Source organism: Pseudomonas fluorescens, from assembly GCF_012974785.1.
In the GTDB taxonomy this organism is placed as follows: domain Bacteria; phylum Pseudomonadota; class Gammaproteobacteria; order Pseudomonadales; family Pseudomonadaceae; genus Aquipseudomonas; species Aquipseudomonas fluorescens_BT.
In genome coordinates this window covers 1,490,209-1,514,815 of sequence record NZ_CP027561.1, presented here as the reverse complement: position 1 = coordinate 1,514,815, position 24,607 = coordinate 1,490,209, and the positions used below count along the sequence as shown (strand labels likewise).

At 59.9% G+C, this 24,607-nt stretch carries 24 protein-coding genes, 1 tRNA gene, 1 pseudogene and 1 riboswitch; of the genes and pseudogenes, 16 read left to right on the top strand and 10 right to left on the bottom strand.

Going from position 1 to position 24,607, the window contains the following annotated elements; genetic code table 11:
- From C6Y56_RS06805 to C6Y56_RS06790, 4 genes are all read right to left on the bottom strand, one after another.
- Positions 1–861, bottom strand: coding sequence for a hypothetical protein (locus C6Y56_RS06805; protein WP_169429238.1), 861 nt, complete (start codon positions 859–861; stop codon positions 1–3).
- A gap of 46 nt (positions 862–907) precedes the next feature.
- A complete protein-coding gene (locus C6Y56_RS06800) occupies positions 908–2,107 on the bottom strand; it encodes a glycosyltransferase family 4 protein (protein WP_169429237.1) in 1,200 nt (399 codons plus the stop codon).
- A 203-nt stretch (positions 2,108–2,310) separates the two neighbouring features.
- Positions 2,311–2,694: a hypothetical protein gene (locus tag C6Y56_RS06795; RefSeq protein WP_169429236.1), complete on the bottom strand. Its 384-nt coding sequence runs from the start codon at positions 2,692–2,694 to the stop codon at positions 2,311–2,313.
- Positions 2,695–2,872: 178 nt separating this feature from the next.
- Positions 2,873–3,136, bottom strand: a complete 264-nt coding sequence (locus tag C6Y56_RS06790) for a hypothetical protein (RefSeq protein WP_169429235.1) — start codon at positions 3,134–3,136, stop codon at positions 2,873–2,875.
- Positions 3,137–3,420: 284 nt separating this feature from the next.
- Positions 3,421–3,521, top strand: a riboswitch (guanidine-I (ykkC/yxkD leader).
- A 63-nt stretch (positions 3,522–3,584) separates the two neighbouring features.
- On the opposite strand from C6Y56_RS06790, the gene C6Y56_RS06785 reads away from it, so the two are divergent.
- From C6Y56_RS06785 to C6Y56_RS06720, 14 genes are all read left to right on the top strand, one after another.
- Complete coding sequence (locus C6Y56_RS06785) at positions 3,585–4,652, top strand: putative urea ABC transporter substrate-binding protein (RefSeq protein WP_169429234.1); 1,068 nt, start codon at positions 3,585–3,587, stop codon at positions 4,650–4,652.
- Positions 4,653–4,670: 18 nt separating this feature from the next.
- Positions 4,671–5,486 (top strand): ABC transporter permease, encoded by an 816-nt coding sequence (locus tag C6Y56_RS06780; protein WP_102685956.1) that lies wholly within the window; start codon positions 4,671–4,673, stop codon positions 5,484–5,486.
- Positions 5,483–6,271: an ABC transporter ATP-binding protein gene (locus tag C6Y56_RS06775; protein WP_169429233.1), complete on the top strand. Its 789-nt coding sequence runs from the start codon at positions 5,483–5,485 to the stop codon at positions 6,269–6,271. The genes C6Y56_RS06780 and C6Y56_RS06775 overlap by 4 nt, the downstream gene beginning before the upstream one ends.
- Positions 6,272–6,284: 13 nt before the next feature.
- Positions 6,285–7,010, top strand: coding sequence for an urea amidolyase associated protein UAAP1 (locus C6Y56_RS06770; protein ID WP_085648612.1), 726 nt, complete (start codon positions 6,285–6,287; stop codon positions 7,008–7,010).
- Positions 7,011–7,021: 11 nt separating this feature from the next.
- Complete coding sequence (locus C6Y56_RS06765; RefSeq protein WP_085729988.1) at positions 7,022–7,663, top strand: urea amidolyase associated protein UAAP2; 642 nt, start codon at positions 7,022–7,024, stop codon at positions 7,661–7,663.
- A 280-nt stretch (positions 7,664–7,943) separates the two neighbouring features.
- Positions 7,944–11,558 carry an urea carboxylase gene (gene uca / locus C6Y56_RS06760; protein WP_169429232.1) on the top strand — a complete coding sequence of 1,205 codons (3,615 nt, stop codon included), beginning with the start codon at positions 7,944–7,946 and terminating at the stop codon, positions 11,556–11,558.
- Positions 11,559–11,582: 24 nt separating this feature from the next.
- Positions 11,583–13,355: an allophanate hydrolase gene (gene atzF, locus C6Y56_RS06755; protein ID WP_169429231.1), complete on the top strand. Its 1,773-nt coding sequence runs from the start codon at positions 11,583–11,585 to the stop codon at positions 13,353–13,355.
- A gap of 168 nt (positions 13,356–13,523) precedes the next feature.
- A complete protein-coding gene (locus C6Y56_RS06750; RefSeq protein WP_169429230.1) occupies positions 13,524–15,011 on the top strand; it encodes a sensor domain-containing diguanylate cyclase in 1,488 nt (495 codons plus the stop codon).
- 5 nt (positions 15,012–15,016) lie between these two features.
- Positions 15,017–15,235, top strand: a complete 219-nt coding sequence (locus C6Y56_RS06745) for a cysteine-rich CWC family protein (RefSeq protein WP_169429229.1) — start codon at positions 15,017–15,019, stop codon at positions 15,233–15,235.
- 33 nt (positions 15,236–15,268) lie between these two features.
- Entirely contained in the window at positions 15,269–15,961 is a 693-nt protein-coding gene (locus C6Y56_RS06740; protein ID WP_169429228.1) for a pseudouridine synthase, read from the top strand.
- 316 nt (positions 15,962–16,277) lie between these two features.
- The gene (locus C6Y56_RS06735) at positions 16,278–17,162 is read left to right on the top strand and encodes an alpha/beta fold hydrolase (RefSeq protein WP_169429227.1); all 885 of its coding nucleotides are present in this window, start codon (positions 16,278–16,280) and stop codon (positions 17,160–17,162) included.
- Between the two features lie 170 nt (positions 17,163–17,332).
- Positions 17,333–17,406 (top strand) — tRNA-Gly (locus C6Y56_RS06730).
- Positions 17,407–17,848: 442 nt separating this feature from the next.
- Entirely contained in the window at positions 17,849–18,028 is a 180-nt protein-coding gene (locus C6Y56_RS06725; RefSeq protein ID WP_007957952.1) for a type II toxin-antitoxin system HicA family toxin, read from the top strand.
- 34 nt (positions 18,029–18,062) lie between these two features.
- On the top strand, positions 18,063–18,470 hold the full coding sequence (locus tag C6Y56_RS06720) for a type II toxin-antitoxin system HicB family antitoxin (protein ID WP_085710213.1): 408 nt from the start codon (positions 18,063–18,065) through the stop codon (positions 18,468–18,470).
- A gap of 61 nt (positions 18,471–18,531) precedes the next feature.
- Here C6Y56_RS06720 and C6Y56_RS06715 read toward each other — a convergent pair whose 3' ends face one another.
- Positions 18,532–18,900 carry a DUF6124 family protein gene (locus tag C6Y56_RS06715; RefSeq protein WP_169429226.1) on the bottom strand — a complete coding sequence of 123 codons (369 nt, stop codon included), beginning with the start codon at positions 18,898–18,900 and terminating at the stop codon, positions 18,532–18,534.
- A 527-nt stretch (positions 18,901–19,427) separates the two neighbouring features.
- On the opposite strand from C6Y56_RS06715, the gene C6Y56_RS06710 reads away from it, so the two are divergent.
- Complete coding sequence (locus tag C6Y56_RS06710) at positions 19,428–20,156, top strand: class I SAM-dependent methyltransferase (RefSeq protein WP_169429225.1); 729 nt, start codon at positions 19,428–19,430, stop codon at positions 20,154–20,156.
- Positions 20,157–20,198: 42 nt separating this feature from the next.
- Here C6Y56_RS06710 and tam read toward each other — a convergent pair whose 3' ends face one another.
- On the bottom strand, positions 20,199–20,969 hold the full coding sequence (gene tam, locus C6Y56_RS06705; protein ID WP_169429224.1) for a trans-aconitate 2-methyltransferase: 771 nt from the start codon (positions 20,967–20,969) through the stop codon (positions 20,199–20,201).
- A gap of 215 nt (positions 20,970–21,184) precedes the next feature.
- Here tam and C6Y56_RS06700 point away from each other — a divergent pair.
- A pseudogene (locus C6Y56_RS06700) lies at positions 21,185–21,593 on the top strand (low affinity iron permease family protein).
- A gap of 49 nt (positions 21,594–21,642) precedes the next feature.
- On the opposite strand, the gene C6Y56_RS06695 reads toward C6Y56_RS06700, so the two are convergent.
- The 4 genes from C6Y56_RS06695 to C6Y56_RS06680 form a co-directional block, all read right to left on the bottom strand.
- Positions 21,643–22,146, bottom strand: coding sequence for a DUF4142 domain-containing protein (locus C6Y56_RS06695; protein WP_085683215.1), 504 nt, complete (start codon positions 22,144–22,146; stop codon positions 21,643–21,645).
- A 75-nt stretch (positions 22,147–22,221) separates the two neighbouring features.
- A complete protein-coding gene (locus C6Y56_RS06690) occupies positions 22,222–22,377 on the bottom strand; it encodes a KGG domain-containing protein (protein ID WP_082302357.1) in 156 nt (51 codons plus the stop codon).
- Positions 22,378–22,495: 118 nt separating this feature from the next.
- Positions 22,496–23,845 carry a sensor domain-containing protein gene (locus C6Y56_RS06685; RefSeq protein WP_169429223.1) on the bottom strand — a complete coding sequence of 450 codons (1,350 nt, stop codon included), beginning with the start codon at positions 23,843–23,845 and terminating at the stop codon, positions 22,496–22,498.
- A 76-nt stretch (positions 23,846–23,921) separates the two neighbouring features.
- Entirely contained in the window at positions 23,922–24,560 is a 639-nt protein-coding gene (locus C6Y56_RS06680) for a LysE family translocator (protein ID WP_169429222.1), read from the bottom strand.
- Positions 24,561–24,607 lie beyond the last annotated feature (47 nt).

Sequence of the window (24,607 nt, the reverse complement as noted above, 5' to 3'; positions counted from 1 at the left end):
TTACTTCCTTGTAATAATTGAATGTGAAAGATAGTCACTGACAGCCTTAAGCGCTTCTGGTGCCCCCCGCAAACCCTCGGTACCCAAATGTATACGAGCATCCCCACCTGCAAAGTCGAAATGGTGCAACTCGACCGTACAATACGTACGTAAACTCCCAAACTCCAAATTCTCCAACTGCTCCTTATCCATTTTCAAAAGATATGCTTTACTCAAACCACTGGCAGAAGCTTTAGATTCGGGCGAATTTAAACCAATACAATTTATCTTCCGTGGTGTTGCATCACGCCGGCGCCAGTCGTGCATAACAAACGTTCGAACAGAGAATTCATTTTTGATACTGGGTGGAGGCGCGGTAAGCCAAAGTTCCAGGCCTGGATAGTTCTTCAGCTTTACAACCAACTCATCCGGCCAATCCACATGCCGCCCGCCCATATTGTGCGGTTCCGTGGTATCCCTTCTGGTGTAAAGCCGGGCGGTTACGTGGTAATGCGTCCAGCTGGTGGGTGGTTCTACCCCAAGAGTTTCATACACAGGAACCAGTTCTTTTCCCGTCCACCAGAATGACCCATCAAGAAGATCGGCAATACAGGAACCGTCGCTCCTTAATGTCGATCCAAAATAGAACCCGGGAATCTTTGTCCGGTCCAGCAGGCTGCCGCCAAGGATAGGGACCTGCTCCATACCTGCCAGCTTCCTGCTGCATTCCCCTTGTTTCTTCTGATAAATCGCCCGCGCCTCAGCGGCCTCCTCCCATCGGATACAGAAATCAACGACCCAATAACAGATCGCTAGTAACACTCCATATTTAACTCCCCTTCGGCACTGGCGAAAAACTTCCTTGCGAGACATCTTAAGCATTTCAAATCTCCATTTTAAAATGACCAATCACATCACTCGAAACAACTCACCTCATCAACTCCTTAAACACTTCAAAGTAACCGCTTACGCCTTTAACCACATCGAATTCGCTTGCCTTCAACCTCGCTGCATCCTTCATAGACTCAAAACCAGCGAAAGACGTTAAAACCCTGCACACTGCCGTGGCGATTTCTTCAGCGTCAAAAAAATCAACAAGTATCCCGCTGATTCCATCTTCGATAACTTCCTGCACGGGAGCGGTATTTGAACCTACGACAACACAGCCAGATGCCATTGCTTCCAACAGAGACCAAGACAAAACAAACGGATATGTCAAATACACGTGAGCCTTCGAAAGACTCAGAACCGACCTGTATATTTGATAAGGCAACTTCCCAACAAAGTGAACATTTGAAATATCAACATCCACCTCCGCGGCCATCTTGCTTCGCCAGTTAGGGTATCCAATGGGCATCCCTCCATAACTGACACCATCACCGCCCATTACAATGACCTGCGCGCTCGGGCACTTTTCCTGAATATAGGGAATGGATCTCATAAAACTATGGAAGCCTCGGTACGGTTCGAGGTTTCTGGCAACATAAGTCACGATAGGCTGGCCTGCTTTTATCACGCGCCCACTCGGCAGCGTTACAGACTCGACCTTTTCTGATTCGCCAAATTGAACAATGCCTTCGTGAATGACGCGAATTTTGGACTGATATATTTTCGGAAAAAGACCGCGCTGCCATTGTGTAGGTGCAATCCCGGCATCACACTGCTCAACATTCAGGAGATGCATCGAATTCAAGACTCTAATCCTTGAAGACGCATCCATCGCACAGGGAAACTCAGGATCGAAACCAAAGTCTGCCCCACGCGCTCGGTAATAGTATTCACAGAAATGAACCAGAGGCACATCGGGGTACACGTCTTTGACGAATAGTGTTTCACCCCACCCAGGGTGAGCAAGAACTACATCAGGTCGAAAGCCTGCCTGGCTGAGTCTATTCAATATTCGTTGAACTTGCTGCCCGTCCGAAACAGCCTCTTGATATCTATGCAAATAGTCATGAGCGCCATTAGTCATCTTCCTTGATGGTCGATATCGAAGTAACTTTACCCCGGCAATGCCTGGCGCTGTATCGCGTCCAATTGCAATGACGCCCATACGCCCGCGCAATGCCTCCAAGGCCACATGACGAAATTGACCGGGAAAATTCTGATGAATGATAAGAAGATTCATATCTGAGCAATATTCCGAGTTTATACACCCCCATGAAGTTGAAGTTTTTCAACATCAACAGGTGCATACAAACGCTAACAAATATTCAGAAATGAAACTGTAGGAGGGTTCCGATAACCCCCTAGGAGATGGTGCGATCCACACCAACGCAAAAAACAGGCACAAAAAAAGCGGCGCTCAATGCGCCGCTTTTTTGCGGGGGGTTACCAGCGGTTGCCTCGCCAGTGATCGCCACGGTCATAGTTACCACGACCCCGGTGATCGTCCCAGCCACCACGACGATGGCCATCCCAGCGTCCACGATCATCGCCGTGCCAGCGACGGCTCTCGTAGTAGCGCGGAGCCGGTTGGTAGTAACGAGGCGCCGAATAATACCGGGGCGCCGGTTGGTAGTAGCGCGGTGCTGGCTGGTAGTAGCGCGGTGCCGAATAATACGTGCCGCCGGTGTAATAAGTGCCACCGCTGTAATACGAAGGTGCCTGCGATGTGTAGACCTCTGAGCTGTAGTAGCCATCTCCGTAGGAATAAGGGACGCATCCGCCAAGGGAAAAAAGCATCACGGTAAACAGAAGAATTCGGCGATACATGGCGGCCTCCTGGACCGCGGGTAGCCACACCAGCGACGCTGGCAGGCGTCAGTCTTTCATTCGGCGACTGACGAAATATCTGACAGCGTTTTCTGAAACTGGTGCGTTTCTGTAACAAGTTGAAACATGTGATTGATGAAACCTTATTCACGAAAACATCGACTCATTCAGCCACTGATTAATGGTGGCCACCGTGATATCCACCGCCGTGATAACCCCGTCCGTAACCGCCGCGATGGCCATAGCCGCCGTAGTAATAGCGGGCACCACCGTAGTAACGCGGACCGTAATAGCCACCGTAGTAATAGGGAGAGTAATAGCCGGGATAGTAATAGGTTGCGGGGTAGGCATCGTAGCTGCCGGCGTAGTAATAGCAACCGGACAGCCCCAGACCGAGCACTGCACCCAGCAGCACCCGACGCAGCAATTTTGAAATACGCATGACGGCCTCCTGAAAGACCTGCGACAGCAGTCGGCACAGACCGGCTGACAACAGATTTGACTGGCGAACCGCTACCAAGTGCCCACGCCCCTACGGGCATCGGATCAGCGGCCACCGCGCTGCATGACGGTGCAAGCGCGCACCAACACAAAGCGTCGCCTGCACCTGCCAACCTGGCCCATCCACCCGCAAGCCAAGTGGCAGAGGGCTCGCCGCTACTTGGCACGGCTCTCGCTTTAACAAAGCCGTGCAGGAGTCATAACAGGTTCGCGGCACCACAATTTGCAATGGCTGACTAGGGTTCCGGCTCGCATCTGCGAGTGGCTGGTCCGAGAGTTGGCGACCTCCAGTTGAGGTTACACGGCGGGACAAAAGCCCGGGAGACAAGCCACCGTTCGCGGTGCCGCGTTGCCTTCCTGTCCGCCCTCGATCAACTGGAGAATCCGCCATGTCACGACTACGTATCCCCGCCCTGCTCGCCGCCGCCTTCGCCGCCCTCCTCAGCAGCCAGACCCAGGCTGCCCCGAAAGACCATTTCAGTGTGTGCTGGACGATCTACGCCGGCTGGATGCCATGGGAGTATGCCGGCAGTCAGGGCATCGTCGATAAGTGGGCGAAGAAATACGGGATCAAGATCGACGTGGTCCAGCTCAACGACTACGTTGAATCGATCAACCAATACACCGCCGGTCAGTTCGATGGCTGCACCATGACCAACATGGATGCGCTGACCATTCCGGCCGCCGGTGGCGTCGACAGCACCGCGCTCATCGTCAGCGACTTTTCCAACGGCAATGACGGCATCGTCCTCAAGGGCGAAGGCAAAAAAGTCGCCGACCTCAAGGGCATGGACGTCAACCTCGTCGAACTGTCGGTCTCGCATTACCTGCTGGCCCGCGCGCTGGACTCGGTCGACCTGACCGAAAAAGACCTGAAAGTGGTCAACACCTCCGACGCCGATATTTCCGCCGCCTTCAACACCGATCAGGTCAACGCCGTCACCACCTGGAATCCGATGCTCTCGGACATCAAGGCCAAACCCGGCGTGACCGAAGTCTTCAACTCCAGCCAGATCCCCGGTGAAATCATGGACATGATGGTGGTCAACAGCGCCACCCTCAAAGACAACCCGGCGCTGGGCAAGGCGCTGACCGGCGCGTGGTTTGAAGTGGTCGACTTGATGAACGCCAGGAACGCCGCCGGCAAAGCCGCGCTTGAGCACATGGCCAAAGCTTCGGGCACCGATCTGGCCGGATTCCAGGCGCAACTGGACACCACCAAACTGTTCGCCACGCCGAAAGAAGCCCTGGCGTTCGCCACCAGCAAGCAACTGCCGGAAACCATGCGCAAAGTTGCCGAGTTCTCGTTCCAGCACGGTTTGCTCGGCGAAGGCGCCAAGGACACCAGCGCCGTCGGCATGACCTTCGCCAACGGCGTGACCAGCGGCGACACCGGCAATCTCAAGCTGCGTTTCGATCCGACTTACGTGCAGCTGGCCGCCGACGCCAAGCTTTAAGCCACGGAGGATTTGGCCATGCGCCTGATCAATCGTCACCCGGATCGACCGAGCCGCCTGCTGCTGGTGATTCTGCCCTTCGCCCTGGTCTTGTTCGCCTACTTTATGGGCTCGGCCGAACGCCTGGCGGACAACCCCAACGACAAACTGCTGCCCAGCGCGGTGCAGATGAGCGATGCAGTCAAACGCCTGGCCTTCAACGCCGACAGTCGCACCGGTGAATACCTGCTCTGGCAAGACACCGCGTCGAGCCTCGGACGCCTGGCCATCGGCCTCGGCATCGCGGCGCTGGCCGGGCTGTGCCTGGGCATGGCGGCCGGCACCCTGCCGCTGTTCGGCGCACCGTTGTCGCCGATGCTGACGGTGTTGTCGATGGTGCCGCCGCTGGCGATCCTGCCGATTCTGTTCATCGTCTTCGGCCTCGGCGAGTTGTCGAAAGTGATGCTGATCGTGATCGGTATCACCCCGGCACTCGCCCGTGATCTGGAGCAGCGCGCACGGGACATTCCGGTCGAACTGCTGATCAAGGCGCAGACCCTCGGCGCTTCGACCTGGACCCTGATGCTGCGTGTGGTGCTGCCGCAACTGTTGCCACGCCTGCTGATTTCACTGCGGCTGATGCTCGGATCGGCGTGGCTGTTCCTGATCGCCGCCGAAGCCATCGCCTCCACCGACGGTCTGGGCTACCGGATTTTCCTCGTGCGCCGTTACCTGGCGATGGACGTGATCCTGCCGTACGTGGTCTGGATCACCCTGCTCGCCTGGCTGATGGATTGGGGACTCAAATACCTGACCCGTCGGGCATTTCCCTGGTATGAGGGGGCGGCCAAATGAGCTTCATCACGGTGAAAAACGTCTGGCAGCAATACGCCGACCAGGTGGTGCTCGAAGGCTTGAACCTCAACGTCAACGAGGGTGAGTTCTGCACGCTGGTCGGAGCTTCGGGCTGCGGAAAATCGACCTTCCTGCGCCTGCTGCTCGGTCAGGAAACCGCCAGTCGCGGCGAGATTCTGCTCGACGGCGAGCCACTGGCCCGCGAGCCGGATGCCAGCCGTGGCGTGGTGTTCCAGCGCTACTCGGTATTCCCGCATCTGAGCGTGCTGGACAACGTTGCGATCGGCCTGGAATTGCCGCGCGCTCCGCTGCTGGGGCGCTTGTTCGGCAGCGCGAAGAAAGACGCCCGCGAACAGGCCTCGGCGCTGCTGCACAAAGTCGGCCTCGGCCATGCGCTGGACAAGTACCCGGCGCAACTGTCCGGCGGCATGCAACAGCGGCTGGCGATCGCCCAGGCGTTGATCATGAAACCGCGCGTGTTGCTGCTCGACGAACCGTTCGGCGCGCTCGATCCGGGTATTCGCAAGGACATGCACGCCCTGCTGCTGGGGCTGTGGCGCGAGACGCAACTGACCGTGTTCATGGTCACCCACGACCTGTCCGAAGGCTTCAGCCTCGGCACCCGCCTGCTGGTGTTCGACAAGGTCCGCCTCGACCCGCACGCCCCCGGTGCCTATGGCGCCCGTATCACCTACGACATCCCTTTGAACAGCGACCGCCGCGCCCAACGCGCCGCCGTCGACGCCCTGCCCGCCGAGCTGGCCGGCACGCTTCGTATTGCCTGAGAGGACTGCTCCCATGACTGATTCGACCCAACTGTTTCCACCCTTCGCCGAAGAAACCCTGCCAGGCGGAGGCCATCGTTCCTTCGTCCTGAAACGCGGCCAGCTGCTGCGCCTGACCGACCTGCGCGGTGGGGCCAACGTCAGCCTGACCCTGCTCAACGCCAACGAGAAAACCGAGCGCCTGAACCTGCCCGACAGCCTCAAGTGCCAACACACCGCCAAGCTGACCGCCGGCCATTGCCTCTACTCGGACATGGGCCGGGTGCTGGCAGCAATCACCGCAGACACTTGTGGCTGGAGCGACAGCCTCGGCGGTGTGCTGTGCGCTGAAGAGGTCGCCGAAAAATATGGCCAGGGCCGCTATCAGGAACTGCGCAACGGTTTCTTTCGCAACGGCACCGACAACCTGCTGGTGGAACTGGGCAAGTGGGGCCTGGGCCTGTCCGACCTGCTGATGACCCTCAACCTGTTCAGCCGGGTCAACGTCGATGAAGCCGGGCGCTTCCATTTCGTCGAAGGCCATTCGAAGGCCGGCGATTACATCGAGCTGTACGCACCGATGGACACCCTCGTCGTCCTCACTGCCCTGCAACACCCGATGGACCCGTCGCCCGACTACGCGCCAAAACCACTGAAGCTGAGCTGGATGAACGCCGACGCCAGCGTCGCCGAACACTGCCGTACCTCGCGCCCGGAGAACGAGCGCGGCTTTATCAACACCGACCGTTTGTTCGCCTGAGGATCGTCGCCATGTCAGTTGCTATCGCCACTTCGCAAAAACAACCCGACGCTGCGGTGTACCGCGCCACCATTCCGGCCGGCGAACCCTGGCTGATGGAGGTCAAGGCCGGCCAGACCCTGCGCATCCTCGATCTGGAAGGCAATCAGGCGGTCGACACCTTGTTTTACAGCGCCGCCAATCCCCGTGAGCGCTACGACGTGCAACGCACATTGCGCCGACAAAACAACGTCTACCTGAGCACCGGCAGCGTTTTGTATTCCAACCTTGGCAAACCGATGCTGACCATCATCGCCGACACCTGCGGCCGCCACGACACCCTCGGCGGCGCCTGCGCGCAAGAGAGCAACACCGTGCGCTACGCCCTGGAAAAACGCTACATGCACAGCTGCCGCGACAACTACCTGCGCGCCTGCGCCCATGACGGTCGGCTGGGCAAAGGTGACATCGGGCCGAACATCAATTTCTTCATGAACGTGCCGGTGACCGCCGAGGGTGGCCTGACCTTCGAAGACGGGATTTCCGCCCCCGGCAAATACGTCGACCTGCGCGCCGAGATGGACGTGATCGTGCTGATCTCCAACTGCCCGCAACTGAACAACCCGTGCAACGCCTACAACCCGACGCCTGCGGAGCTGCTGGTATGGAACTGACATTCGTCCGTCTGCGCCGCTGGCTTTTCGCCCTGTGCCAGGCCCGTTCCGGCCAGTGTCTGAAATCCCCAAAACACCTCTAAACCCTGTGGGAGCTGGCTTGCCAGCGATGGCGTCGGCACAGCCAACATTGATGATGACTGACACACCGCCATCGCGGGCAAGCCCGCTCCCACAAGGTCAATGGTGACTTTCGAAACTGTGATTTTGCCGTCGGGGACGACCCCGGCGCTCATCGAAAAACTGCGGGACGGCCCGCATCCCCTTCAGGGGTTTTGCCATGTTCGAAAAAGTCCTGATCGCCAACCGTGGCGCGATTGCCTGCCGCATTCTGCGCACCTTGCGTGAACTGCACGTCGAAGGTGTCGCGGTGTATTCCGAAGCCGATGCCGCCAGCCTGCACATCCTGCAAGCGGACGAAGCCCACAGCCTCGGTGAAGGCGCCGCTGCCGGTACTTATCTGGCCGTCGAAAAAATCCTTGCCATCGCCAAAGCCAGCGGCGCCACCGCGATCCACCCCGGCTACGGCTTCCTCTCGGAAAACGCCGCATTCGCCGAAGCCTGCGCAAACCATGGCATTGCCTTCATCGGCCCGACACCGGAACAACTGCGGGTGTTCGGCCTCAAGCACACCGCCCGCGCCCTGGCCAAACAGCACGGCGTGCCGATGCTCGAAGGCACCGAACTGCTCGACAGCCTCGATGCCGCGCTGATTGCCGGCGCGCAGGTCGGTTATCCGGTGATGCTCAAAAGCACCGCCGGTGGCGGTGGCATCGGTATGCGCGTGTGTCGTAACGCCAGCGAGTTGAGCGAATCGTTCGAAGCGGTGAAGCGTCTCGGCCAGAACAATTTCAGCGACGCTGGCGTGTTCATCGAGAAGTACATCCAGCGTGCACGGCATCTGGAAGTACAAGTGTTCGGCGATGGCCATGGCGAAGTGATCGCCCTCGGTGTGCGCGACTGCTCGGTGCAGCGGCGCAATCAGAAAGTCCTCGAGGAAACCCCGGCACCGAACCTGCCCGAAGGCATGGCGGATGAGCTGTGTGCGGCGGCGATCAAACTGGCCAAAGCGGTGAATTATCGCAGCGCCGGCACCGTCGAATTCGTCTTCGACAGCGATGCGCAGCGCTTCTATTTTCTGGAAGTGAACACCCGGTTGCAGGTCGAACACGGCGTTACCGAACAGGTGTGGGATGTCGATCTGGTGCGCTGGATGATCGAGTTGGCGGCCGGTGACTTGCCGCCGCTGGCCGAGTTGTTTGCAGGCCTGCAACCGCAGGGCCATGCGATTCAGGCGCGGCTGTATGCCGAGGATCCGGGCCGCGATTTCCAGCCCAGCCCCGGCTTGCTGACGGCGGTCGATTTCCCCGTCGCCGATGGCCGGCATCTGCGCATCGACACCTGGGTCGAGGCCGGTTGTGAGATCCCGCCCTACTTCGATCCGATGATCGCCAAGCTCATCTGCTGGGCGCCGACCCGCGAACAGGCGCGTGCCGATCTGCATCAGGCCCTGGGCGACAGCCTGCTGTACGGCGTGGAAACCAACCGCGATTACCTGCGGCAGATTCTGCTCGATACACCGTTCGCCAGCGGCCAGCCCTGGACCCGTTGCCTGGAAGGCCTGGTGTACCGGGCCAACACGTTTGAAGTACTGAGCGCCGGCACCCAGACCAGCGTTCAGGACTACCCCGGCCGCCTCGGCTACTGGGCGGTCGGCGTGCCACCCTCGGGGCCGATGGACAGCCGCGCGTTGCGTCTGGGCAATCGTCTGCTGGGCAATGCCGAAGGCGCGGCGGCACTGGAAATCACCATGAACGGGCCGCTGCTGCGCTTTAATTGCGACGCGGTGGTGGCGGTGACCGGCGCACCGATTGCCCTGACACTCGACGGCCAGCCGCAGGCGATGAACACCGCCCTGCTGATCCCGGCGGGCAGTCAATTGCATCTGGGCAATCTGCCGGGCGCCGGAGCCCGCAGCTACCTGTGCCTGCGCGGCGGCGTGCAAGTGCCGGATTATCTGGGCAGCAAAAGCACCTTCACGCTCGGTCAGTTCGGTGGCCATGGCGGACGGGCCTTGCGCGCCGGTGACGTGCTGCATCTGGCTGCCCTGACTGAGCGCAGCGCCGGGCAGACATTGGCCCCCCATCACGTCAGCGAATTACCTGCCGTGCGCCGGATCCGCGTCATCTACGGCCCTCATGGCGCGCCTGAATATTTCACTGAAAACTACATCGGTACCTTTTTCGCCACGCAATGGGAAGTGCATTTCAACTCCAGCCGCACCGGCGTGCGCCTGATCGGGCCGAAGCCAGAGTGGGTGCGCGCCGACGGTGGCGAGGCCGGTCTGCATCCGTCGAACATCCACGACAATCCCTACGCCATCGGTGCGGTGGACTTCACCGGCGACATGCCGGTGATCCTCGGCCCGGATGGCCCGAGCCTTGGCGGGTTTGTCTGCCCGGTGACGGTGATCGAAGCGGATCTCTGGCAACTGGGTCAGCTCAAGGCCGGGGACAAAGTGCAGTTCGTGCCGGTCGACCTCAAGACTGCCCGCGATCTCGCCCGCAAATGGGATGCCTGTGGGAGCTGGCTTGCCAGCGATGAGGCCCGACCAGACACCGCCCCCACATCATCACAGGCATTGGTTTCGCCTGTTGTGCTGGATTTGGGTCAGGGGGATGTGCGACTCGTGGGGCGGCTGTCCGGCGATACCCATCTGCTGCTGGAAATCGGTGCGCCGGAACTGGATCTGGTCCTGCGCTTCCGGGCCCACGCACTGATGCAGGCGCTGCAAGCCAAAGCCCTGCACGGCGTGATCGACCTGACCCCGGGCATCCGCTCGCTGCAGGTGCACTACCAGCCCGAGCAACTGCCGTTGGCCGATCTGCTCGGCATTGTCGCCGGCGAGTGGAACGCCGTGTGCAGCGCTACTGACCTGCAAGTGCCGTCGCGAATCGTCCACTTGCCCCTGTCGTGGGACGATCCGGCCTGCCAGTTGGCCATCGAGAAATACATGACCACCGTGCGCAAGGACGCGCCGTGGTGCCCGAGCAATCTGGAGTTCATCCGCCGCATCAATGACCTGCCCAACCTCGACGAAGTGCAACGCACGGTGTTCGACGCGAGCTATCTGGTGATGGGCCTCGGTGATGTGTACCTCGGCGCGCCGGTAGCCACCCCGCTCGACCCGCGCCATCGGCTGGTGACCACCAAGTACAACCCGGCACGCACCTGGACCGCCGAGAACTCGGTGGGCATCGGCGGCGCTTACATGTGCATCTACGGCATGGAAGGCCCGGGCGGATATCAGTTCGTCGGGCGTACCTTGCAGATGTGGAACCGCTATCGCGAAGTCGCCGCGTTTGACGGCAAGCCCTGGCTGCTGCGGTTTTTCGATCAGATCCGTTTCTACCCGGTCAGCGCCGACGAACTGCTGCGCATTCGCCGCGACTTTCCCCTCGGCCGCTTCGACCTGAACATCGAACACAGCCAGCTCAACCTCGCCGACTACCAGGCCTTTCTGCAACGCGAAGCCGAAAGCATCAGCGCTTTCCGGGCGCAGCAACAGGGTGCTTTCCAGGCTGAGCGCGAACGCTGGATTGCCAGCGGCCAGGCGCACTTCGACAGTGAAGAAGCCGTGCCGGACAGCAGCGAAGACACACCGCTGACCCGCGGCCAGCAGAGTATCGACAGCCACATTGCCGGCAACCTCTGGCAGGTGCAGGTCGAGGTCGGCAGTCGCGTGGCGGCCGGTGATGTGCTGGTGATTCTGGAGTCGATGAAGATGGAAATCCCCGTGCTCGCGCCCATGGCCGGGGTGGTGCAGGACATTCGCGTGCAGCCGGGATCGGCGGTACGTGCCGGACAACGGGTCGTGGTGCTGGAACTCGACTGAAACCATTTGCCAAAGGATCAACCCATGAATCTGCAACTCGATGCCCTGCGCCAGGCCTACCGCAATGGCGACACCACACCCCGGCAATTGCTGTTGGCGCTACGGGAAAAAGCCGCCGCGCTGAACCCGGACTATCACCTGTTCATCCACCTGCTCAGCGCCGAGGAAATGGAGCCTTATCTGGCCGCCCTCGACGGTCGCGATCTCGACAGCCTGCCGTTGTATGGCGTGCCGTTCGCGATCAAGGACAACATTGATCTGGCCGGTGTCCCGACCACCGCCGCATGCCCGGCGTTCGCCTACGTACCGGAACGTTCGGCAACCATCGTCGAACGGCTGCTGGCACTGGGGGCGATCCCGCTGGGCAAGACCAATCTCGACCAGTTCGCCACCGGCCTCAACGGCAGCCGTTCGCCTTACGGCGCCTGCCCGAACAGCGTGTTGCCGGAGTATCCGTCGGGCGGCTCCAGCGCCGGCTCGTCGCTGGCCGTGGCGCTCGGTGTCGCCAGTTTCGCGTTGGGCACCGACACCGCCGGCTCCGGCCGGGTGCCAGCGGCGTTGAACAACCTGGTGGGGCTGAAGGCCAGCAAAGGGCTGATCTCCACCGCCGGCGTGCTACCGGCCTGTCGCACGCTCGATTGCGTCACCACGTTCACCGCAACGGCGCGGGAAGCCAGTCAGCTACTGGCGCTGACCGCGCACCTCGATCCGAGGGACGAATACAGCCGTAGCAATCCGTCATGGAATGACGGTTCCGCGTTCGGCGTGCCACGGCCGTTCCGCTTCGGTGTACCACGTGCGCAAGACCTGGAATTTTTCGGCTGCAAGGAAGGCCCGCGGCTGTTCGGCGATGCCATTGACCGGCTCAAGGCAGCGGGCGGTGAGGCCGTCGAGCTGGACCTGTCGCCGTTCCTCGAAGCGGCGCGGTTGCTCTATGAAGGGCCGTGGGTGGCCGAGCGCTACAGCGTGGCCGGCGAGTTGATGGAAGAAAATCCTGCGGCGGTGCTGCCGGTGTTCCGTGCGGTGCTGGCCAAAGCACCGGCCGTCAGCGGCGTGCAGACGTTCCGCGCGCAATACCACCTGCAAGCGCTGAAAGCCGTTTGCGATAAAGCCCTGGAAGGACTCGACTGCGTGCTCACGCCCACCATCGGTCGTCCGGTGACGCTGGCGGAACTCGACGCAGAACCGGTGCTACGCAATTCCGAACTGGGCTACTACACCAACTTCATGAACCTGCTCGATTACGCTGCCGTCGCCGTACCCGGCGGCTTCATGGCCAACGGGTTGCCGTGGGGTGTGACGCTGTTTGGTCGGGCGTTCACCGATCAGTATCTGCTGGGCGTGGCCGATGCCTTGCAGCGCCAGCAGGATCCCGCGCTGCCGACGCCGAACAACCCGGCGCGCCATGACCGTGCGCGACTGGTGGTCTGCGGCGCGCATCTGGACGGCTTGGCCCTGAACGGGCAGTTGCGGCAACGCGGCGCACGCCTGATCGAGGCCACTTACAGCTCGAAGGACTACAAACTCTATGCCTTGGCCGGTGGCCCGCCGTTGCGCCCGGGCATGCTGCGCGTGGCCGACGGTGGCGTGTCCATCGCGGTGGAAGTCTGGGAGTTACCGAGCAGTGAACTGGGCTCGTTCCTTACCGGGATCCCGGCGCCGCTGGGCCTGGGCAAGGTGCAACTGGCGGATGGCCGATGGGAAAGCGGATTCATCTGCGAACCTTACGGCCTGGAAGGTGCAACCGACATCAGCCATCTGGGTGGGTGGCGAGCGTATCTGCAAACCAGAAACTGATCCGAAAATCGGCCCCCTCTCGTTCCGGGAGGGGGCTGGATGAGCAAGCCATTCTCCAGACACCCCTGCCCGGCTGATCCCCCCGCATTTCAGGCACAAATCCCGCAGTCTTTTCCCCGCCGTGCCACTAGAATGCTGCCCATCGGGTCACTGTCAACGGAATTGCCAATGCCGCTCAGATCTGCGTTTCACTCCCAACGTTCGCTGGTACTGACCCTGGTCGCCCTCCTCGGCGCAGGTTTCCTCGCCACTTCGCTGCTCAGCTATTACGCCTCGCGCGCGTCGATCCGCGACAACATCGTCAACACCGAACTGCCGCTGACCTCCGACACGGTGTACTCGGAAATCCAGAAAGACCTTGTCAGACCGATCCTGATTTCCTCGATGATGTCCCGCGACACCTTCATGCGCGACTGGGTGGTGAACGGCGAGAAAGACAGCGACCAGATGACCCGCTACCTCGACGAGGTCATGACCCACTACGGCGCCTACACCGCGTTCTTTGTCTCCAACAGCACCCACACCTACTACCACGCCAAGGGCGTGCTCAAGCAGGTGAAGATCGACGAGCCACGCGACGCCTGGTACTTCCGCGTGCGCGACATGAAAGAACCCTACGAGATCAACGTCGACCCGGACCTGGCCAACAAAGACAACATGACCTTCTTCATCAACTACAAGGTCTACGACTACAACGATCGCTTCATCGGCGCCGCCGGCGTAGGGCTGACGGTGGACGCTGTGATCAAGTTGATCGACAAGTACCAGCAGCGCTATCAACGCAGCGTTTACTTCGTCGACACCTTTGGCCGGCTGGTCCTGACCGGCGCCGAGGGCGGGCCGGAAGGTGCGCGGGTCGGGAAAAGCCTGACGGATCTCGACAGCATGAAAGGTCTGGTCAGCCAGTTACCCAAACCCCACAGCGGCAGCTACGAATATTCCGCTCACGGCCAGGGACATTTCCTCAACGTGCGGTTCATTCCGGAGCTGAACTGGTACCTGTTCGTCGACAAACGTGAAGACGGTGCGTTGAGCGAGATTCGCCAGTCGCTGTACCTCAACCTGCTGATTTGCCTGCTGGTGACGTTGATCGTGCTGGCGCTGGTCAATCGTTTGATCAAACGCTATCAGGACAAGATCCACGCCCAGGCTACCCTCGACAGCCTCACCGAACTGCCAAACCGGCGCGGCTTCGACTTGCTCGCCGGGCAGGCCTTGCAGGAAGCTCATCGCGAGCCGAAACCGCTGACAGCGCTGTTGCTGGATCTGGACCACTTCAAAGTCTTGAACGACACCTACGGGCACATGGCCGGCGATCAGGTCTTGATCGGTTTTGCCCGGGACCTGCAAAGCTGCCTGCGGCATTCCGACATCGTCTGCCGTTGGGGCGGTGAGGAATTTATCGTTCTGTTGAAGGACACCGACGGCGAGACCGGTCAGAAGATCGCCGAGAAGATCCGCCAGCACGTCGAGCAGCATGAATATGCCTACAACGGTCACACCCTGAATCTGACGGTCAGCATCGGCGCCACCACCCTGCAACCGGATGACACCTTGCACAGCCTGCTGTCCCGGGCCGATCATGCGATGTACCGGGCCAAACAGACCGGCCGCAACCGCACCTGCGTGGAAACGCATCAATCGACCTATGCCTGAAGCCCATGAACAAACCTGACCTCTGCCCGGCCTGCGGCGCCCGCAACGACTGCACCCTGGCCGACCCGCGCACCGCCGACCGTGCCTGCTGGTGCTACGGCGTCTCCATTGACCCGGCAGTGCTCGAAGCCCTGCCAGCGGAACTGCGCGACAAGTCCTGCCTGTGCCCGCGCTGCGCCCGGGTCGAGGCGCAACTGCAAGCAGCCACGCCGTCGATCCCGTAAGATGCGCGCCCCGCTTCCTGCCGATTCCTGATCATGCGCGTCGACCGTTTCCTCAGTAACCTGCCCCGCTACAACCGCAAACAGGTTCGCCTGTTGCTGGTGGAAAAGCGCGTGCGCATCGACGGAAAAGTCGTCAGCGATCCCCACAGCGAAGTCCTGGAATTCAGCCGCGTCGAAGTCGACGACGAAGTGCTGCAAAACGGCAAACCGGCGCGCTACTTCATGCTGTACAAGCCGCAGGGTTGCGTCAGCGCCACCCGCGATCCCGAGCATCCGACCGTGCTCGACCTGATCCACGAGCCGGACAAGGATGACCTGCACATCGCCGGGCGTCTGGACTTCAACACCACCGGGCTGATGCTGATCACCAACGACGGCAGCTGGTCGCGACGCCTGACCCAGCCGCAGACCAAACTGCCGAAGGTCTATTACGTCGAGACCGAACAGGAGATCGGCCCGGAATATGCGGTCAAGTTCGCCGAGGGGATCTACTTCGCCTTTGAGGACCTGACCACCCAACCGGCGCAGCTGCAAGTGCTCGGCCCGCGAACGGCGCGTTTGAGCATCGTCGAAGGTCGTTACCATCAGGTGAAGCGCATGTTCGGCCACTTCAACAACAAAGTGCTGCGCCTGCACCGCGAATCCATGGGCCCACTGCCGCTCGATCACGCGCTAAAACCGGGCGAGTACCGTGCTTTGCGCACCGAAGAGATTCATTTGTTCTAAGCAGCCGACCGCTCAGCAGAAGTTGTCGAACAATTTACCAACGGCACTTGCGCGATCCGGATCCCCCTGCTTGAATCAGGTCGTCGGCCAAATTGTGACCGATGAGTCACACATAACATCCAAGAAACTTTTTGTCGGTAGACAGCCCATCAGGGTTGCGCCTCAGCCGACAGACTGCCCGCCAATAACAATACCCGTCGACCTGCCGTACCGGATCGACATGGGCCACAAAATTCCAGGCGTATGCCTACCTGTCACAAAGCTCGTGCAATCTCATTTGCGCGCATACCCGCTTGCTTGCCAGGAGTCTTATGACATGAGGCCAGAAATCGCTGTGCTGGATATACAGGGTCAGTATCGGGTTTACACGGAGTTCTATCGCGCAGACGCCGCGGAAAAGACCATTATTCTGGTCAACGGCTCGATGGCCACGACTGCGTCGTTTGCACAGACCGTGAAAAATCTGCACCCGCAATTCAACGTGGTTTGCTACGACCAGCCCTACGCGGGCAGGTCGAAAATCCACAATCACCACGAGAAACATCTGACGAAAGAAGTCGAAGGTCTGATCCTGCTGGAGCTGATCGACCACTTCGCCGCCGAACATGTGCTGTCGTTTTCCTGGGGTGGCGCCGCGACCATGGTTGCCCTTGCACACCAGCCCCGGCGTATCGAAAAAGCTGTGATCAGCTCGTTCTCTCCGGTGGTCAACGCGCACATGCTCGACTACCTGGAGCGCGGCGTCGAATGCCTCGGCAAACGCGACGGCGACCGAGTCGGCCATTTGGTCAACAACACCATCGGCAAACACCTGCCGTCGCTGTTCAAGCGCTTCAACTATCGCCACGTCAGCAGCCTGGCCGAGCACGAATACGGGCAGATGCACTTTCACATCAGCAACGTGCTGAACAGCGATCGCCAGTGCTATCTGAACGCGGCGAAAAAGATCAACGTGCCGGTGCTGTTCATGAACGGCGAATGGGACGAATACACCGCCGCCGAAGACGCCCGGCTGTTCGGCAACCACGTGGCGCAAAGCACCTTTACCACCCTGCAGGCCACCGGGCACTTCCTCGACATGGAACACAAATCCGCCTGCCGGGACAGCCAGAACGCCTTGCTCGGTTTCCTGAAACCTGCGCAACAGGCCAGCCGAACGCGTTACCAGTTTGTCCAGGATCACCATGCATTGGCCATTTGAAACAGTGTCGTCGCGAGCAAGCCTGCAAGGCTGAGATTCAGCCGTCCTCCAGCCCGCAGCGCTTGCCCGCGATTGACCGACTTCGGCTCTGTTTCAAGACTTTCCGTTGTGCGCGTGCAAAGAAAACTTCAAATCCGTGGCCGAGTCTGGTACAAAGTCAGCCGCTCTGAGCGGGTGTCGTATAATGGCATTACTCCAGCTTCCCAAGCTGATAACGAGGGTTCGATTCCCTTCACCCGCTCCAATCGAATTTATGTCCTGCGTCGTGGTTTGACGGGGGATGCGCAAACAGAAAAACCGGCCTTGAGGGCCGGTTTTTTTTGTGTCCGGGATTTAGGGAAAATCCCGTTCACTACGCCGAGAGCGGACATTACTTGGACTTCTTAAATCCATTTCGCTGTGGGTTCTCACGCCAAAATCGATATAAGCCCCAAAATATTGGAATTGGAGGTCGCCTCAGAAATTTACTGTGGCTAGGAACCCACATCTGTTGAGCCTCAATGCCAACCCATTGGATTTCATGGAAACGGCCTGCAATACACTCCCCATCCAGCTGAAGTATCCCCGCCTAGACTCCTTCGTGAACACCAGCCCCATCAAAGGACGATGACCGCTCGGTGGTTATAGTGTTGATCGATAAGAAATCGTGGGTATAGTACCCACCAAGCACACCACAAGGAGGTGTTGTGAACAGCCGTTTTCTAATTGGCCAGCTCGTCGCAGACGGTTGGTATCTGGTGCGGGTCAGGGGCAGTCATCATCACTTCAAGCATCCGACCAAACCTGGTCTGGTCACAGTGCCTCACCCGAAGAAGGATCTGCTCAAGAAAACGGCCATCAGCATTTTGCAACAGGCGCTCCTTTGACTCGTTCGGTCAACTGCGCCGTGGAGGACGACACATGCTTTACCCGATCGCGATTTCAGTGGGTGACGAAGGACATGCCTGGGGAGTGGAGGTGCCGGATATTCCGGGCTGCTTCTCCGCTGGAGATGATCTGGATGACGCGATGGCGATGGCCCGCGAAGCCATTGAAGGCCATTTCGAGATTCTGGCCGAGGACGGTTCGCCAATCCCGCCAGCCAACAAGGTCACGCTGCATGCCGCCAATCCAAAATACGCTGGCTGCACGTGGGCGTTGGTGGACATCGATGTAACCAAATACCTGGGCAAAGCTCAGAAACTCAACATCACATTGCCGGGCTACCTGCTGAACCGTATTGATGAATACGTGTTGCACCACCCGGAAGAGAAAAGCCGCTCCGGATTCCTGGCCTCGGCGGCGCTCAAGGTGTTGCAGCAAGGTTGAAGCGGACAAAAAAACCGGTCGCAATGACCGGTTTTTTTATGCCTGCCAGAACAGCTGCAATTCAGCTCTTCACCTCAACATGATCCAGCGCCTGATTCACCGCCAATTCCCCCAGCATCACGACCTGCGCGATTCCCAGGGCCGTCTTGCGATGGGACGGATCGAGCACGGCGGCGAAGTTGCTGAGCATTTCGCTGGCCGAGCCCAGGGATTCGCTGGCGTTGGCGAGCAGCGATTCGGTGTTGTAGGCCGGGTTGGCGAGGAACATCGGTTCAGGCTGGTTGGTCGTGCCCATGACATGGGCGCCGGGGCAGAGGTAGTGATCGAGGGCGCGGTTGGCGGCGTCGTTGAGTTTTCTGCAGTCGATTGAGCTGTAGGGGGACGTTGGGTCGGTTTCGACTTCTGGGGGATTCGGGGTTGGCTTCTTCATAATGGCTTCTTTCTAGTCGATAGGTGGAGCTGACCTACTCGGTTCCAATCGAAGAGGTGGCAGCTGTACACGAGTTGGAACCCGGGCGAAAAAAGCCAAAAGCCCGACAGACTCGAAGTCTCTCGCGCACAGCCGCCATAACAGAGTGCACACCATGAAGGCGGGCAAGCATACGTCATGAAAGCTGCTTTTGCTTTTTTGGGAAGTCGCCGGGGTTCCAATCCCGATCGCCGATTCATCAGCGACCCTCACAGGCTAGAGACCGCACTTCCGACGGACAACCTGAAAACCTTGTGGGAAGGTTCAGTAAACAGGGCCAACTCTTTAAACATCCCGAATTGAAAAACCGCGTTTACAGATCCCCAACACTCCGTCGGTTCTCACTCTCGCCCCGACCCGCTAGCATTTCCCCATCGCCCACCCCCTCCCCCTGCGCGGCCATCGACGAATACGCGCCATCACGTTTCGAGGGATTCAAATCGTGGCCGTTGAGCCACCTAAATCGAATTCAAAAGAGCACCAAACCCATGACCCAGAACATCTACGACGATCCCGAATTTTTCCAGGGCTACAGCCAGATGAACCGCTCCATCGGCGGCCTCGATGCCGCGCCGGAATGGCCGGCGCTGAAAGCCTTGTTGCCTTCCCTGCACGGTTTGCAGGTGGTGGATCTGGGCTGCGGCTACGGCTGGTTCTGCCGCTGGGCCAGCGAACAGGGCGCTGCCCAAGTGCTGGGGCTGGATGTCTCGGAGAAAATGCTCGAACGGGCGAAGGAAACCACCTCGGCCGCGAACATCCGCTACGAACGCGCCGACCTGGAACACCTTGATTTGCCTGCGTGCACTTACGATCTGGCCTACAGCTCACTGGCGCTGCACTACATCAAGGATCTCTCGGGGCTGTTCGCCAACCTGCATTCGGCACTTAAACCCGGTGCGCATTTTGTGTTTTCCATCGAGCACCCGATCTTCATGGCACCGCGCAATCCGGGCTGGCTGATCGACAGCGAGGGCCACAAGCGCTGGCCGCTGGACAGTTATCAGATGGAAGGCGAACGGGTGACCAACTGGCTGGCCGACGGGGTGATCAAGCAGCATCGTACGGTCGGGACTTTGCTCAACACGTTGATCGACGCCGGGTTCACGATTCAACACGTCAACGAATGGGGCCCGAGCGATGCAGACGTGGCCGCGCAACCGGCCCTCGCCGAAGAACGCGAGCGGCCGATGATGATGCTGGTCGCCGTACAGCGCTGACCGCAAAAAAGAAAGGGCCGATCCAATCGGCCCTTTTTCATTTCAACGTGTGGCAACGATGAACAACCGCGGAAACGGCAACAACACCGAACCATCCGCCAGCGCCGGATAAGCCTTTGCAACCTCCGCCAGATAGTGCGCCAGATACTCCGCTCGCTCCGCATCCGTCAGCGGACTGAGGAACGGAATCAAACCGCTGCCCTTGAACCACTCGACAACGCCGGAAGCCCCGCCCGCCAACTGATGGTGATACGTGGTGCGCCACACATCGACCCGCGCACAATGCGGCCGCAGCATCGAGAAATAAGCACTGGCATCCGCCATTTCCGTCCGCTGCCCCGCCGCACCGGCCAGTTTGCTGGCCCACGGCCCGCTGGCAGCCACTTCACGCATCAACCGGTGGGACGGCTCGTTGAGGTTGTCCGGCATCTGAATCGCCAGACTGCCGCCCTGCGCCAACTTGCCCACCAGCGCCGGCAACAACGTCGCGTGTTCCGGCACCCACTGCAAAACGGCGTTGGCGAAGATCACATCGAACGGCCCTGCATCCGCCCACTTATCGATGTCCGCCACCTCGAACTGCAACTGCGGCAGACGCTTGCGCGCGGCATCGATCATGTCCGGCGAACTGTCGAGCCCCTGCACTTTCGCCCCCGGAAAACGCGTCACCAGAAGCTCGGTCGAGTTGCCGGGGCCACAACCGATATCGACCACTGAACGCGCCTCCCGCGTGGGAATCGCCGCCAGCAGGTCACGGGCCGGGCGGGTGCGTTCATCTTCAAAAGTGACGTATTGCTTGGCGGACCAGGTCATTGCGTTCTCCTGTCGTGGACGTTCTGGCGAAACGTGGAAAAGTGGCTGCCGTCACGATACAGCGATCGTGTTTATCTGCCTTCCCCTACGTACGTCCGATATCGCCGGGAGTGCTGTCTTCACCATGCCCACAGGGACTCAGAAAACTGTAAGTAGAATTTTCCGCCCCCCTCCGATGTCTGAATTTCAAGCTCCCCCCAACAAGGAACACGGCCATGAAATTCGCAAAGATTTCGCAAACGCTGGCGCTATGGGCCGGCAGCCCCAAGACGTTCATGGGGCGTTGATTCTGATCGGGCTCTGGGGTTGAGCGGGCCGATTTTCGATTACAACGACACCTGGCAACTGATCATCAACACCTCGACCACGATCATCACCTTCCTGATGGTGTTCCTGATCCAGAACACCCAGAACCGTGACACCGACATCCTGCATTTGAAACTCGATGAGTTGCTGCGGGTGAACAAAGAGGCGCAGAACGCGATGCTCGGGCTGGAGTCGCTGGATCTCAAGCAGTTGGAGGCGTTACGTCGGCATTACCGGGCGATGGGCGAGAACGAGGTGTTTGATCTGGAAGGTCTGGGGGACAAGAGCAAGCCGAAGCAGGATCTGAATGAATGCTGACAGGCAAAAAAAACGGCGCTAAAAAAGCGCCGTTTTCATTTCTGCGGATTCAGCGACTGGCCTGAAGGGCCCGGGCCATTTCCAGATGACTCTGCAATTTCGGCAGGGTCTCGTCGGCAAACGCCTTGATCTCCGGCACGTCAGTGGTCTGGGCCTCCTGCTGGATCTGCTGAATGGCCTCTTCCGTGGCTTTGACCTGACTGGCGGCGTAGGCCTGATCGAAGCTGGCGCCCTCTTTGACTTCCGGCATCAACGCCTTGGCCTTGTCGGCGACTTCTTCGCGGGGCGCCACTGGCAGGTCCAGTTTCTTGGCGATTTTCGCCAGATGCTGGTTGGCGGTGGTGCGGTCGTTGATGACCACGATGGTGTAATCCTTGACCTCTTTGGACTCGGCCTTGCTGTGCGCCAGACGACTGGCCTCGATGTCGGCCATGCCTTTGGCCGAGGCTTCGTTGATGAAGTCGGCGGGCGACTGGGCAAACGCGCTGCTGGCGAACAATCCCAGCAGGCTGACAAAACTGATGTTACGTACTCGGGTGGCCATCCGGCTCATGGTCGCGCCCTCCTTCTTTGCAGATTCAAGCGGGAGCTTGCGCCCCCGCCTCTCAATCAAAACAACCTTCACCGACTATTTCGATTTCTGAGCGGGCTTGCGGCCCATCTCGGTTTTAGGCTCTTTGTCGACAGTCGTGGTGGTGGTTTTCCCACCCTTGCGACCGGCTTCAGACGCCTTCGTTCGATCGTTGGCAAAGTTTCCCGAGTTCGAGTTTCTTGAGTTAGGCATGATTCTCTACCTCTTGGCATTGATCGTAGGCGAGCAGGTGCCCGCCTAGATTGAGAATTTCCTGACTGCCAAAGGTTTAGAAAAGTTGCTTTCGCCGCGACGAACGGTGACGCGCCGATCAGCTGTCCAGCCTTTGATGATTCTGCCGTTTGGCGGCGTACATCACCTGGTCGGCGTGACGAAACAGTTGCTGTTCCTCATCACCATGCTCGGGATAGCGGGCCACGCCGATGCTCGGTTCGATGTGCAGGTTGTGCCCGTCCAGACGCATGGGTTGCACCAGCACCTGTCGGATCTTTTCCGCCACGCTGTCGGCATCGTCGGCGGCATGGACGCTGTGCAACAGCACCACGAACTCGTCGCCACCGATCCGCGCCACGGTGTCGGTCTCGCGCACACAGCCCTTGAGGCGGTTGGCCACAGTCTGCAACAGCATGTCGCCGACACCGTGGCCGAAGGTGTCGTTGACCTGCTTGAAGCGATCCAGATCGACATACAGCAGCGCCATGTGCCCCGATGTTTCCCGAGCGCTGGTCAGCGCAGCCTTCAATCGATCACGCAACAACTCGCGATTGGGCAATTGGGTCAATTGATCGTATTGCGCCATGCGCCGCAGGCGAGCGTGCAATTGCTGACGCTCGATGGCCGTGGCGACCTGGGCGCAGACATATTGCAGCAGTTCCTTGTCACGCTCGGTGTAGCGTTCGCCGCCGGGCAGGCTTTTGACGATCAGGGCGCCGATGGTGCCGTTTTTTGAGTTCAACGGCACACCGAGCCAGCACGGTGAATGCTGCCCCGCCACCAGGGTTTCGAATCCCGCCGGGGCCTGCGGACAATCCGGGGTCAGCAGGATCGGCTGGCCGCTGCGGATCACTTCTGCGCACAGCCGACCGGTCACAGTGCCGGGTTGCTCCGGTTGCAACTCGTCATCGTCGACGTGATAGGGAAAATTCAGTTGCGCGCAATGGTCGTCGTACAGCGCCACGGAGAAATTCAGCGCCGGCAGCCACTCGCCAATGATCAGGTGAATGCGCTTGAACAGTGCCAGCAGATCCTCCGCCGCATGGGCCGCTTCGGAGATCGCGTACAGCGCCGCCTGACGGGATTCTGCGAGTTTCCGTTCGGTGATGTCACGGGCCACGGCGATGCGCAGTTGATCGACTTCCGACCAGCGCGCCGACCAGAGGATGTGCACGATGCTGCCATCCTTGCGCACGTAGCGGTTTTCGAAGTTGTGCTTGGGCTCGCCGCCCATGATGTCGCTGGCGGCAGCCAGGGTGCGCTCACGGTCGGCTGGGTAGACGTAGTCGATCATCGACTGGCCAATCAACTCGTCAGGGGTGTAGCCGAGAATCCGCTCGCAGGCTGCGCTGACAAAAACGAAGCGACCTTGTTTGTCTACCGCACAAACGGCGTCCAGCAACAGATCGATGTAACTCGCCAAGGGCGCAGAATTTCGGCTTTCCATGGTTCAGCGTGGGTGTCCGGGCAATGCAGCACTGATCAACCGTCCCTGACCTCGACCTCGCATCCCTGCGATCACATCAATTCCTGTTCGGCATCAGCCCCGGCAGCGCATGCACCAGAGCATTGATGGCGAAACCGATGAACATTACCCCGCACAACCGGGTGATGGCCAGTTCATGGCGCTGATACAGCGTACGCACCTGTCGGGCGCCGACAACGCCAATGAGAATAGCGTAGGCGAGCAATCCACCCAGGAAGCTCAAAGCAATCAGCATCGGCAGCATCGACCAGTTGAGCAGTTCGGCACGGCTCGACAGCAACGCGGTGAACGTCGCCACCGCCACCGGGTAGGCCTTGGGGTTGGTCAGCCCGAACAGAATGCCGTGCCAGAACGGCTGACGCGCCGCGCCCTGGGGCTGCTCACCGTTGCTGCGCTTGGCCCGCACCGCACGCCAGCCGAGCCAGAACAGGTACAGGCCGCTGAGCACACCGAGCACATCGAAAGCGGTGCTGCCGATTTCCCGGGCGCCGACAATCGCGATCAATGCCGTGCTGCACCAGATCACATCGCCCAGCAGATGCCCGCACAGAAACCCCGCCCCGGCTCGCCGCCCGCGCGCGGCGCCGATGCCAAACACCGCCAGCACACCCGGCCCCGGCGTGATGCCGTAGATGAATCCCGAGGCCAACACGGCCATTAGCAACGATGGAGTCATGGAAAACCTGCAAGTCCCGGAAAACGTGGCCGCCAGTCTATCCCAGC